Below are 13,120 nucleotides of genomic sequence, written 5' to 3'. Positions count from 1 at the left end.
TCTGAAAAGTTTGTACAAAAAATGGTCTAAAATGAGAAATAGCTCGTATACATATTAGTACAAACTGCCTTTGGAGGGATTTTAATGTCTAAATACAACAAACAGATTGCAGTCACGGTTATTGCATCATCATTGCTACTTTCTGGTTGTGGTTTGTTCAATGCAGAAGAAGCTACTAAAGAAATTGATCCACCACAAGATGTGAATATTATGGAAGATGGTGCACAGGTAGAAACCGAAAATGGTGTGGAAGATGTAAAGAGTGATCAAGCAGAGGAATCAGTAACAAGTCAGCTCTACTTAATAGACAAAAGTGGATTTGTTGTTCCGTATGCTATGAATCTACCTAAAACTGACAGTGTTGCAAAACAATCATTAGAGTATTTAGTTGAAGGTGGTCCTGTCTCAAATATGCTACCGAATGGATTTAGAGCTGTACTTCCACAGGATACACAAGTATTGGGAGTAAATATAACAGAAGATGGTACTGCCATTGCCGATTTTTCAAAGGAATTTAATAATTATAAAAAAGAAGATGAAGCTAAAATTCTTCAATCCATTACGTGGACATTAACGCAATTTGATTCAGTTAAGAATGTGAAGATTTGGGTAAACGGTCATGAACAGAAAGAGATGCCTGTAAACGGTACTCCAATACAGGATGGTGTTAGCAGAGAAGATGGTATTAACCATGATTCAAGTGATGTAGTTGATATTACAGACAGCCACCCATTAACTGTTTATTATTTAGCAGAGTCAGATGGTAGTCAATATTATGTTCCTGTTACAAAGCGAATTAGCAATGAAGAAAAAGATCCAATTGTTGCAGCAGTAAATGAGCTTGCAGAAGGACCGTCTGCATCCACAGGTTTAATGAGTGATTTCCAAGAAGGTGTTGAACTTCTAAGTGCTCCTAAGTACGAAAATGGTAAAGTAACACTTGATTTCAATGAATCCATTTATGGAAGCCTTGATGAAGAACAAAAAATTATTTCTTCTCAAGTACTTGAAGCATTGGTTTTAACATTAACAGAGCAAGATGGTATTGAAAGTGTGGCTGTTACAGTTAATGGAAAATCAGAGCTAATCAATGAAAATGGAGAAAAGTTAACAGAGCCTGTAACAAGACCAACTAAAGTGAATACAGGTAGTTTTTAATATCAGGTTTTTGATATACTATATAATGGGTAAAGAGAGGTATGCTTATTTAAGCTACCTCTTATTTCTTGTTTACATAGCCTGTTTTTTTGGATACATCGTTGCTTTTGAATATAATTTTTTAAACTAAAGTGAAATGGAGCGGAAGACACTTGACTCCTGCGGGAGGTAGAGGAAAGGCCAAGACCCCGCAGGCAAAGCCGAGGAGGCTTGGCTTCCTCCCCGCGGAAAGCAAGTGTCTGGAATGCAATGGAACGTCGGTGTTGGCACGCTCGACTGAATTAAGACAACAAAGTATTAGAAAACAGACTTACAATTTTAATAAGCAGCTTTTCATTGGAGGGAAAAAATTGAGACATGACGGCCGAGAAAGAAATCAGATAAGAAAAGTAGAAATAGTTAAGGATTTTATCATTCACCCGGAAGGTTCTGTCTTAATAACTGTTGGTGACACAAAGGTAATTTGTAATGCAAGTATAGAAGATCGAGTACCACCCTTTATGAGGGGAGAAGGTAAAGGATGGATTACTGCAGAGTATTCAATGCTCCCTAGAGCAACAGAGCAGCGAACAATCAGAGAATCTTCTAAAGGAAAAATTACTGGACGAACAATGGAAATTCAACGCCTAATAGGAAGGGCGTTACGTGCTGTTGTTAATCTAAATGAGCTTGGAGAAAGAACAATCTGGGTTGACTGTGATGTTATTCAAGCAGATGGTGGTACACGAACTGCTTCCATTACTGGGGCATTTGTAGCAATGGTTATTGCTTTAGAAAAATTAATGAATAATGGCAAACTAAAAACATTACCGATTACAGATTTTCTAGCAGCTATATCTGTTGGAATAGATTCAGAGTATGGAGAAATTTTAGACTTGGACTACAAAGAGGATTCAAGTGCGTTAGTTGACATGAACGTTATTATGACATCAAGTGGTCATTTGGTTGAGGTACAAGGTACTGGAGAAGAAGCAACATTTACCAGACATGAATTAAATAGTATGCTTGATTTAGCTGAGATAGGAATTAAAGCGCTTATTGAAGAGCAAAAAGCAGTACTCGGAGATGTTTCACTCATAGTTGAAGAAAATGTAAAGAAACAGGGTGCAGAAAATTGAAACAAATCATTATTGCCACAAAAAATAAAGGAAAAGTTAGAGAATTTGAAGCAATATTAGCCCCGCTAGGTTATCAAGTTCAGTCTCTTTTAGATTTTCCAAATTCAGTTGATGTTGAAGAAACCGGTAAAACCTTTGAAGAAAATGCAATTCTTAAGGCTGAGGCTGTATCAGAACACTATAATATATTAACAATTGCAGATGATTCAGGATTAGCGGTCGATTATTTGAACGGAGAGCCAGGTGTTTATTCTGCGAGATATGCAGGTCCTGAAAAAGATGATAAAGCGAATATGATCAAGGTGCTTGAAAAATTAAAAAGTGTTCAAAGCGAGGAAGAACGCACAGCTAGGTTTATTTGTGCTTTAGCAGTGTCTATACCTGGACAGAAAACACAAACTGTTGTTGGGGAATGTGAAGGCTACATTGCGAAAGAGCCAAGTGGTGATGGCGGATTTGGCTATGACCCGATTTTTACGGTGAAAAATACTACAAAAACAATGGCGGAGTTGTCAAAAGAAGAAAAAAACCAAATCAGTCATCGTGCAGAAGCTTTACAAAAGATTCAAGGACTTATGAAATGAACAATAATCGAGGCGAATGAAAAAATGAAGGTACTTATTTTAAGTGATAGTCACGGATTGACTACGGAACTTTTAGAAATACAGAATAGACATAAAGATGAAGTAGATATGATGCTTCATTGTGGTGATTCTGAACTATCATCTAATAGCAAGGAATTAATTTCTTTTAAAGGTGTAAAAGGGAATTGTGATTTTGGGTCAGATCTTCCGAATGAAATCATTGAGGATCTTAGTGGCATTACTCTGTATATGACACACGGTCACCTGTATAATGTTAAAATGACACTTATGAGCTTAAAGTATAGGGCAATGGAGACTAGCGCAAAAATCGCATGCTATGGACATTCTCATATAGCAAACGCAGAAATGATTGATGATGTATTATTAATTAATCCTGGCAGCATAAGACTTCCTGTGATGCGAAAACAAAAAACGTATGCTATACTAGAGCTTGAAAATAGCATAGCAAATGTAACGTTTTATGAAGTAAATGGCCAGGAATTTCCGGAACTCTCTAAGAGCTTTACACTTAAATAAATGTTTGAGGGAGGTTAACTCCCTCTATCTAAAAAAAGTTATTTTTTATGTTGACATTTGTTGTGTCGGGAAATATAATAATATATGTCGCTGATGATTAATCGGCCCAGTAGCTCAGCAGGATAGAGCACGATTGATTATCCTCCAATGAATATGCTACAGCGTACCGATTGACCGCTCCTTGAATAAACTTTCTGAAATCGGGACGACATTACGACTTTAGAACAAGTAAACTTTACACTATTTTATATCTATGTCCCAGTAGCTCAGCAGGATAGAGCAACGGCCTTCTAAGCCGTCGGTCGGGAGTTCGAATCTCTCCTGGGACGCCATAACTAATACATACAACCTTTCATTAATTAGATAATGGAAGGTTTTTTAATGTTTTGTGATCCTATTTCTACTCATTAAAAAAAGTTTGTAAGATTAGCTAACGTGTTTGTTTTCTTCAATTAGGATCCATTGTAATATTTGATTAGAAGTAAAACAGAGATACTCATTCAAAACACCCCCAAAAAAGCATGCAATTATTTCCTTTATTCCAACTCCACATTTGCGGATTTTAAAAAAAGTTTTAAATTTTTTTAAAATAGCCTTTCCACTTATACCAACAATGTAAGCGTATACAAATTATTTAAGTAATCTAAATTATCAAATAATTCAAGAAACACTGTTGACACTTGGATTTATTGAGCGTAATATAAGTTCAAATAAAAGTTACACGAACATTTGAAAAAGTATAGAAAATTCGAATTTATTTATCATTTTTCCTTTACAAACATAATGTTCAGTGATCTAATTTTTGGACTTTTTAAAAGAAAGGCGTGCTCTTATGGGTGACCAGTGGATCTTTCTTAATGATGATTTTGTAAAGAAAGAAGATGCAAAAATATCAGTTTATGATCACGGATTTTTATATGGTGATGGAGTTTTTGAAGGAATACGAGTTTACAGTGGAAATATCTTTCGAATGAAAGAACATATGGATCGATTATACCAATCAGCAAAGTCTATTATGCTCACAATTCCTTATTCTCAAGAGGAACTAACTGAATTAGTCGTTGAGACTGTTAGTAAGAACGGTTTGAGCGATGCGTACATTCGATTAGTAGTCTCAAGAGGAACTGGTGACTTAGGACTTGATCCTTATAACTGTAAACGGGCTAATACGGTCATTATTGTTGAGCCGCTATCTATCTTTCCTAAACACTTATATGAAACAGGAATTGATATTGTAACGGTTGCCACAAGAAGAAACAGACCTGATGTATTAAGTCCAAAAGTCAAATCTCTTAATTATTTAAACAATGTTTTGGTAAAGATTGAAGCACATCTGGCCAATGTTAGTGAGGCGTTGATGTTAAATGATCAGGGCTATGTAGCAGAAGGTTCAGCTGATAATGTCTTTATCTTAAAAAATGGGAAATTATTAACTCCCCCTGGATATATTGGAGCTCTTGAGGGCATAACAAGAAATGCCATCATTGATATAGCTAATGAATTAGGCTATGAAGTTCGAGAGGAACCATTTACACGACATGATGTTTATACAGCTGATGAAGTTTTCTTAACTGGCACGGCTGCAGAAGTCATTGCCGTCGTAAAGGTTGATGGACGTACGATTGGTGAAGGCGTCCCTGGTGAAGAAACAAAAAAACTTTTGGAAGCTTTTAGAAGGAAAGTAGTTGAAGAAGGCGTAAAAGTGGAAAATATCCCACAAAGTCTTCATGTTAGCTAAACAAATGCATATAGTAAAAACGGTGAAGAGGAAAAGTAGTTTTTGGTAAGGTATCTACAGAGAACCGGGGTAGCTGGAAGCCGGTGATATTTCCAAAAATGAACTCGCCTCTGAGTGTTAATCTGAAATTTAGTAGGGTTAACCGAGTCCCATTCTTCGGTACTCGTTATCAAAGTGAACAGAATGCTGTTCGTAAGGTGGTTGATTTTTGACCATGAAGAAGGGTGGTACCGCGAAAAGTTTATTAACCTTTTTGCCCCTTTGGCACACAAAAGAATTGTGGAGTCTTATGAGGGGTGGGAAGGTTTTTTATATGCTGAATTTAGGGAATTTTCTTAAAAAAAACATGGCTGAAGGCCAGATAAGGGAGGAAAGAACATGAGTACAAATGTACAGTTGAACAACTCAACTGCCAAATGTACAAACACAATGTCGGGGTCTCAAATGCTTATTGAAGCTTTAAAGCAGGAGAAAGTTGAAGTTATTTTTGGTTATCCTGGCGGGGCAGTTTTACCGATATATGATAGTCTATATGATTCGGGTTTATTCCATGTTTTAACTCGTCATGAACAAGGTGGAATACATGCAGCAGAAGGGTATGCGCGTGTTTCTGGTAAGCCTGGAGTTGTCATTGCGACATCTGGTCCTGGTGCTACGAACTTAGTAACTGGTTTAGCTGACGCTATGATTGACTCATTACCATTAGTTGTTTTTACAGGTCAAGTTGCATCATCAGTTATTGGATCAGATGCCTTCCAAGAAGCGGATATACTAGGAATCACAACACCGATTACAAAGCATAATTACCAAGTTCGTGAAGTAAGCGAACTTCCAAGAATTATTAAAGAAGCATTTCATATTGCAACAACAGGTAGACCAGGCCCGGTATTAATTGATATTCCTAAGGATATTGCAATTGTAGAAGGTGAATTTAGCTATGATATGCCTGTAGATCTACCAGGATACCAGCCTACAAGTGAACCTAATTATTTACAGATTCGCAAATTAGTAGAAGCAGTTAGTAGAGCAAAAAAACCGGTTATTTTAGCTGGTGCAGGTGTTCTGCATGCTAAAGGATCTGAAGAGTTAAAAAAATATGCTGAACAACAACAAATCCCAGTTGCTAATACGTTACTAGGATTAGGAGGTTTCCCTGCTGATCATCCATTGTTTTTAGGGATGGCAGGAATGCATGGCACTTACACTGCAAATATGGCGATTTATGACTGTGACTTATTAATCAGTGTAGGAGCAAGATTTGATGACCGTGTAACAGGAAATTTAGAGCATTTTGCAAAACATGCAACGGTAGCTCATATTGATATTGATCCTGCTGAAATTGGGAAAAATGTGCCTACTCAAATTCCAATTGTAGGAGATGCAAAGCTAGTTCTAGAACAATTAATTAAGCAGGATGGTAAACAAGGTGATAACAATGAGTGGAATGAACAACTATCTTCTAATAAAGAAGAATATCCACTTATGTATAAAGATAGTGACTCTGACCTTAAGCCACAGAAAATTTTAGAACTTATTCACAAGTGGACGAACGGAGAGGCTATTGTCACAACAGATGTTGGTCAGCATCAAATGTGGGCTGCGCAGTATTATAATTTTCAAAATCCTAACAAATGGGTAACATCTGGTGGTCTTGGAACAATGGGCTTTGGTTTACCTTCAGCGATTGGTGCACAACTTGCTGATCGAGAATCAACAGTTGTTGCTGTACTTGGTGACGGTGGATTCCAAATGACTCTTCAAGAATTATCAGTTATCCATGAGTTAAACTTACCAATTAAAGTTGTAATCTTAAATAATGGTGCTTTAGGAATGGTAAGACAGTGGCAAGAAATTTTCTATGAAGAAAGATATTCTCATTCGAAATTCGTTTCTCAGCCTGATTTTGTAAAGCTTTCAGAGGCATATGGAATGAACGGTGTACGAATTGTTCAGGAAGATGGATGGGAAGAAAAATTAAAAGAGGCCATCTTGTCTGATGAACCAGTATTACTTGATATTCATGTTGCAAAAGATGAGAATGTGTACCCAATGGTTGCGCCTGGGAAAGGCTTGCATGAAATGGTAGGTGTTAAGCTATGAAAAGAATCCTCTCATTAACAGTATTAAACCAAACAGGGGTTTTAAATAGAATTACTGGATTATTTACAAAAAGGCATTACAACATTGAAAGTATCACGGTTGGTCATGCTGAAACCGAAGGGGTTTCCCGTATGACAGTTGTTGTAAATGCTCAAGAAGAAAAAGAAGTAGAACAAATTACAAAGCAACTAAATAAACAGATCGATGTTTTGAAAGTTGTTGATATCACATCTCAATCAATTGTATCTAGGGAGCTTGCCTTAATAAAAGTCATGTCAACTCCAGCGACTAGAATGGAGCTTCAAGGGTTAATTCAGCCATTCAGAGCAACTGTTATTGATGTTAGCCGTGAAAGTGTGGTTGTTCAAGTAACGGGTGAGCCTGAGAAAATTGAAGTGTTGATTGATTTGTTAAAACCATATGGAATTAAAGAAATTGCTAGAACTGGAACTACAGCTTTTACTCGTGGTACACAACGTACGACAAAAGAAGTTCCAATCTCAATTGTTTAAATCGTTTGTAATCTTGCCTGCAAGGTGCAGGTTAAAAAGATTCATATATAGCAATAGATCAAATTTATTCAAAAAATCATTTGAAGGAGAGATTATACATGACAACAGTATATTATAACGGAGACATTAACGAGGCAGTATTACAAGGGAAAAAGGTAGCTATCATCGGATATGGTTCACAAGGTCATGCACATGCATTGAACTTAAAAGAAAGCGGAGTTGACGTAGTAGTAGGTGTTCGTCAAGGTGGTTCTTTCAATAAAGCAGTTGAAGATGGACATCACGTAGTATCAGTTGCTGAAGCAGCACAATTAGGTGACTTAGTAATGGTATTACTTCCAGATGAGCAACAAGCGAAAGTATATGAAGAAGAAATTAAGCCAGGTTTAGAAGCAGGAAATTCTTTAGTATTTGCACACGGTTTTAACGTACACTTCAGCCAAATCGTACCACCTGCTGATGTTGATGTATTCTTAGTTGCACCAAAAGGTCCTGGTCACTTAGTAAGAAGAACTTATGAAGAAGGTGCTGGTGTTCCTGCATTATTCGCAATCTATCAAGATGTTTCTGGTTCAGCTAAAGAAAAAGCATTAGCTTATGCTAAAGGTGTTGGATCTGCTCGTGCGGGTGTATTAGAAACTACATTCAAAGAAGAAACAGAAACTGACTTATTCGGTGAGCAAGCTGTTTTATGTGGAGGTTTAACTTCTCTAGTAAAAGCTGGTTTTGAAACATTAGTAGAAGCGGGATATCAACCAGAAGTTGCATACTTTGAGTGCTTACACGAGCTTAAATTAATCGTAGACTTAATGTATGAAGATGGAATGGCTGGTATGAGATATTCAATTTCTGATACTGCTCAATGGGGTGACTTCGTTTCAGGACCACGTGTAGTTGATGGTCGTTCGAAAGAAGCAATGAAAGAAGTTCTTAAAGACATCCAAACTGGTAAATTTGCAAAAGAATGGATCTTAGAAAACCAAGCAAATCGCCCACAATTCAATGCTATTAATAATAATGAAAATGAACATCAAATCGAAGTTGTTGGTAAAAAGCTACGTGCAATGATGCCGTTTGTAAAATCTAAACAAAAACAGAAAGAAGCGGTGAGTGTGAGTGCGAAAAATTAACCTATTTGATACAACGCTCCGTGATGGTGAACAATCTCCTGGTGTAAATCTTAATGTAAAAGAAAAACTAGAGATTGCTAAACAGCTAGAAAAACTCGGAATGGACGTTATTGAGGCAGGTTTTCCTGCTACATCAAAAGGTGATTTATTAGCAGTTCAAGAAATTGCAAAAACAGTGAAGAACAGTTCAGTAACTGGCCTTGCTCGATCTGTAAAAGGGGATATTGATGCAGCATGGGAAGCATTAAAATATGCTGAAGAACCTAGACTACATGTTTTCTTAGCTACTTCTCCAATTCATAGAGAATTTAAGCTCAAGAAAACAAAAGAGCAGGTGATTCAAACAGCTGTTGAATCTGTACAATATGCTGCACAATTTTTCCCGATTATTCAATGGTCTGCAGAGGACGCTTGCCGCACTGAATTGCCGTACCTGGCTGAGATCGTTGAAAAGGTGATTGAAGCTGGTGCACAGGTTATTAACATTCCAGATACGGTTGGTTATATTACTCCAAAAGAATACGGAGGAATTTTCACTTACCTTCGTGAAAACGTTAAGGGGATTGACAATGTCATTCTATCAGCACACTGCCATGATGATTTAGGCATGGCAGTTGCTAATTCCTTATCAGCTATAGAACATGGTGCTGGTCAGATTGAAGGAACAGTAAATGGAATTGGGGAAAGAGCAGGAAATGCAGCACTAGAAGAAGTTGCTGTTGCCCTTCATATAAGAAGTGATTACTATAAAGCAAAAACAGGTTTATATTTGAAGGAAACAAAGCGTACGAGTGATTTAATAAGTAGCTTAACCGGTATGGTTGTTCCTGGAAACAAAGCGGTAGTAGGGAGAAATGCATTTGCTCACGAATCCGGTATTCACCAGGATGGTGTTCTTAAAGAAAAAACAACTTATGAGATTATCTCACCAGAACTGGTAGGTGTTTCTACTAATTCAATGGTATTAGGGAAACATTCAGGTCGTCATGCATTTAAAAACAGACTACAGGAACTAGGCTTTGAGATCTCAGATGAAGAAGTAAGTAAATTATTTGTTGCTTTTAAAGAGTTAACTGAGAAGAAGAAAGAAATCACTGATGATGATTTAAAAGCACTGCTTATTGAAGAAAAAGTGGCTAACAAGGAAGCAGCCTTTGAACTTAAATCTTTACAGGTTCAATATGGAACAGCTCAAATTCCTACGGCAACCATTACACTTCTAAACCAGGATAATGAGTTAATTCAAGAAGCGGCTACTGGAGCTGGTAGTGTTGAAGCAATTTATAACACGTTAGAAAGATGTGTCGGCCAGTCTATTACCCTAATTGACTACCGCATTCAATCTAATAGTGGTGGAAGAGACGCGCTAGCTCAAGTATATGTAAAAATAAGAGTTGGAGAATCTGAAGCTAGTGGAAGAGGAATGGCACACGATGTTTTAGAAGCATCGGCGAAAGCTTATATCAATGCTGTTAATCGCATTTCTCTGCTAGCGGAAATTCCTCAATTAGAAGCAAGTCTACTAAATTAAAACCTTAAAGAGAAGGGGGATAGTCATGAAGAAAACAATCGCATTATTACCTGGTGATGGAATAGGTAAAGAAGTTGTTGATGTAACAGTAGAAATTTTAAAAGCAATTGCAGAACATTTTAACCATCAATTTCAATTCAACTATGGATTAATCGGTGGTGACGCTATTGATCAAAAAGGCACTCCATTGCCTGAAGAAACAATTGAAGCTTGTAAGAATTCTGACGCCATTATTTTAGGGGCTGTTGGAGGACCTAAATGGGATCAAAATCCTGTAGAATTAAGACCGGAGCGTGGGCTGTTAGCTCTACGTAAGGCACTTGATTTATATGCGAATTTACGCCCTATCACTACGTTTGATAGTCTATTAGATTCTTCCCCTTTAAAGAAGGAGTATGTTAGTGGAGTAGACTTCGTTATCGTACGAGAGCTAACAGGTGGATTGTATTTTGGTAAACCAAGTGAGCGTATTGTTCGTGATGGTGAAGACGCTGTTGTTGATACGTTATTTTATAAACGTTCTGAAATCGAAAGAATTCTCGTTTCTGCATTTGAGATTGCACAGAAGCGTCGTAAGCACGTAACTTCTGTTGATAAAGCGAATGTACTTGAATCAAGTAGAGTTTGGAGAGAAGTGGCTGAAGAGGTGTCTGCAAGATATCCGGATGTGACGCTTGAGCATATGCTTGTTGATAACGCAGCTATGCAGATTATCAGATCACCTAGACAATTTGATGTTATTGTAACAGAAAATATGTTTGGTGATATTTTAAGTGATGAAGCATCAATGATTACAGGGTCACTTGGAATGTTATCTTCAGCAAGTTTATCATCATCAGGTTTACATTTATATGAACCTGTTCATGGTTCAGCACCTGACATTGCTGGCAAAGGCTTAGCAAATCCTGTCGCAACCATTCTTTCTGCTGCAATGCTGCTGCGTCAATCATTTGGATTAGAGGAAGAAGCAAAAGCAATCGAAAAGGCTGTTGATAATGTTTTAAATTCAGGTACTCGTACAGCAGATCTTGCAAATGGTGAAAAAGCTGTGTCAACAAAACAAATGGGTGAAGAAATCAAAAATGCTCTTGCAGATGACCATGCCATTTTAAACATAATGGAAGCTTATTCTTAATTAGCCATAATAACTTTTTATTCACTATATAGAGACCGATACAATGGGTATCGGATTGAGGGGTATGACACAATGGTTGATGTCAGCCCCTCATTTTCCATCTATTAAGGGAGGATTACGACCGTGAAGCCAAAAACGATTATTGAGAAGATATATGATGAACATGTGGTTCAACAAGAACAAGGGAAGCCAGATCTTCTATATATCGATTTACACTTAGTACATGAAGTAACATCGCCACAGGCTTTTGAGGGACTTCGAGAGAAAGATCGTAAAGTAAGAAGACCAGACAGAACGTTTGCTACGATGGATCACAATGTTCCAACAGTCAATCGTTTTGTGATCAGTGATGAAGTTGCCAAAAATCAAATCAGTGCACTTGAAAGAAACTGTAAAGAATTTGGTATTCGTTTAGCTGATCTTCAAAGTGAAGACCAAGGTATTGTACACGTAATTGGACCTGAGCTAGGATTAACTCTTCCAGGAAAAACAATTGTATGTGGAGATAGCCATACGTCAACACATGGAGCATTTGGTGCGATTGCATTTGGAATTGGGACGAGTGAAGTAGAACATGTTTTAGCTACACAAACACTATGGAGACAGCGTCCGAAGACGTTAAATATCCATGTATCTGGTAAGCTACAAAAAGGTGTAACATCTAAAGATGTTATTTTAGCCGTCATCGGTAAATATGGAGTGCGCTTTGGTACTGGCTATATACTTGAATTTACAGGTGAAGTAATCGAAAGCTTATCAATGGATGAGCGTATGACGATTTGTAATATGTCTATTGAAGCAGGTGCAAGAGCAGGCCTTATAGCACCAGATGAAACAACTTTCTCTTATATTAAGGGGAGAAAATACGCACCAAAAGGGGAAGAGTTTGATCGTGCTGTTGAGTACTGGAAAACGTTAAAAACGGATGAAGGAGCAGAGTACGATAAAGTTATCACATTGAATGGTGACGAAATTGCTCCGATGGTAACATGGGGAACAAATCCAGGTATGTCTGTAGGTGTTGATGAAAAAACACCTGATTTAAATGATTTTCATAATGAAGAAGCAGTTGATGAAGCTAAGCGTGCGTATAGCTATATGGGTTTACAGCCTAATACTAGAATTGAAGATATTACGATTGAACATGTTTTTATTGGATCTTGTACAAATTCCCGTTTAACAGACTTAAGACAGGCAGCTGAAGTTATAAGAAGCTTAAAAGGCAAGAGGGTTCCATCAGATGTACGTGCTATCGTTGTGCCCGGTTCTCAAAAGGTTAAAAAAGTAGCAGAAGAAGAAGGTCTAGATGTGATCTTTAAAGAAGCTGGATTTGAGTGGAGAGAATCAGGTTGCAGTATGTGTTTAAGTATGAATAGTGACGTTGTACCAGAAGGAGAGCGCTGTGCATCTACTTCAAACCGTAACTTTGAAGGAAGACAAGGTAAAGGTGCTAGAACACACTTGGTAAGTCCAGCTATGGCAGCAGCAGCGGCTTTACATGGACGATTTGTAGATGTTCGTCATATTCAAGAAAACGCAATGTCATTTTAATCTATAATCTATGGGATGGGAACTGT

11 protein-coding genes, 1 tRNA gene and 1 other annotated feature are annotated in these 13,120 nt (G+C 37.4%); all 12 genes read left to right on the top strand.

The features are described 5' to 3' along the window. Nucleotides 1–84: 84 nt before the first annotated feature. The 12 genes from D9842_RS13640 (at nucleotide 85) to leuC (ending at nucleotide 13,094) form a co-directional block, all read left to right on the top strand. Entirely contained in the window at nucleotides 85–1,158 is a 1,074-nt protein-coding gene (locus tag D9842_RS13640; RefSeq protein ID WP_121663012.1) for a GerMN domain-containing protein, read from the top strand. Between the two features lie 350 nt (nucleotides 1,159–1,508). Next, complete coding sequence (gene rph, locus D9842_RS13635; RefSeq protein WP_121663011.1) at nucleotides 1,509–2,276, top strand: ribonuclease PH; 768 nt, start codon at nucleotides 1,509–1,511, stop codon at nucleotides 2,274–2,276. Beyond that, entirely contained in the window at nucleotides 2,273–2,860 is a 588-nt protein-coding gene (locus D9842_RS13630; protein ID WP_121663010.1) for an XTP/dITP diphosphatase, read from the top strand. Before rph ends, D9842_RS13630 begins: the two co-directional genes overlap by 4 nt. 24 nt (nucleotides 2,861–2,884) lie before the next feature. Continuing rightward, nucleotides 2,885–3,397, top strand: coding sequence for a metallophosphoesterase family protein (locus D9842_RS13625; protein ID WP_121663009.1), 513 nt, complete (start codon nucleotides 2,885–2,887; stop codon nucleotides 3,395–3,397). Between the two features lie 255 nt (nucleotides 3,398–3,652). Next, nucleotides 3,653–3,729: transfer RNA gene (locus D9842_RS13620), tRNA-Arg, on the top strand. A gap of 500 nt (nucleotides 3,730–4,229) precedes the next feature. After that, the gene (gene ilvE / locus D9842_RS13615; RefSeq protein ID WP_121663008.1) at nucleotides 4,230–5,135 is read left to right on the top strand and encodes a branched-chain-amino-acid transaminase; all 906 of its coding nucleotides are present in this window, start codon (nucleotides 4,230–4,232) and stop codon (nucleotides 5,133–5,135) included. A 13-nt stretch (nucleotides 5,136–5,148) separates the two neighbouring features. Beyond that, nucleotides 5,149–5,399 (top strand) — a binding site (T-box leader). A gap of 114 nt (nucleotides 5,400–5,513) precedes the next feature. Continuing rightward, nucleotides 5,514–7,235, top strand: coding sequence for an acetolactate synthase large subunit (gene ilvB / locus D9842_RS13610; RefSeq protein ID WP_098795892.1), 1,722 nt, complete (start codon nucleotides 5,514–5,516; stop codon nucleotides 7,233–7,235). Next, nucleotides 7,232–7,747, top strand: coding sequence for an acetolactate synthase small subunit (gene ilvN, locus D9842_RS13605; RefSeq protein ID WP_098795893.1), 516 nt, complete (start codon nucleotides 7,232–7,234; stop codon nucleotides 7,745–7,747). The genes ilvB and ilvN overlap by 4 nt, the downstream gene beginning before the upstream one ends. 98 nt (nucleotides 7,748–7,845) lie before the next feature. Beyond that, on the top strand, nucleotides 7,846–8,877 hold the full coding sequence (gene ilvC / locus D9842_RS13600) for a ketol-acid reductoisomerase (protein WP_121663007.1): 1,032 nt from the start codon (nucleotides 7,846–7,848) through the stop codon (nucleotides 8,875–8,877). Beyond that, nucleotides 8,864–10,408: a 2-isopropylmalate synthase gene (locus D9842_RS13595; RefSeq protein WP_121663006.1), complete on the top strand. Its 1,545-nt coding sequence runs from the start codon at nucleotides 8,864–8,866 to the stop codon at nucleotides 10,406–10,408. The genes ilvC and D9842_RS13595 overlap by 14 nt, the downstream gene beginning before the upstream one ends. A gap of 25 nt (nucleotides 10,409–10,433) precedes the next feature. Continuing rightward, nucleotides 10,434–11,543 carry a 3-isopropylmalate dehydrogenase gene (gene leuB, locus D9842_RS13590; protein WP_121663005.1) on the top strand — a complete coding sequence of 370 codons (1,110 nt, stop codon included), beginning with the start codon at nucleotides 10,434–10,436 and terminating at the stop codon, nucleotides 11,541–11,543. Between the two features lie 123 nt (nucleotides 11,544–11,666). Then, the gene (leuC, locus tag D9842_RS13585; RefSeq protein WP_121663004.1) at nucleotides 11,667–13,094 is read left to right on the top strand and encodes a 3-isopropylmalate dehydratase large subunit; all 1,428 of its coding nucleotides are present in this window, start codon (nucleotides 11,667–11,669) and stop codon (nucleotides 13,092–13,094) included. Nucleotides 13,095–13,120 lie beyond the last annotated feature (26 nt).

The sequence above is a fragment of the Metabacillus litoralis genome, assembly GCF_003667825.1.
In the GTDB taxonomy this organism is placed as follows: Bacteria; Bacillota; Bacilli; order Bacillales; family Bacillaceae; genus Metabacillus; species Metabacillus litoralis_B.
The sequence above is the reverse complement of the archived record's forward strand: the minus strand, read 5'-3'. Positions and strand labels throughout refer to the sequence as shown.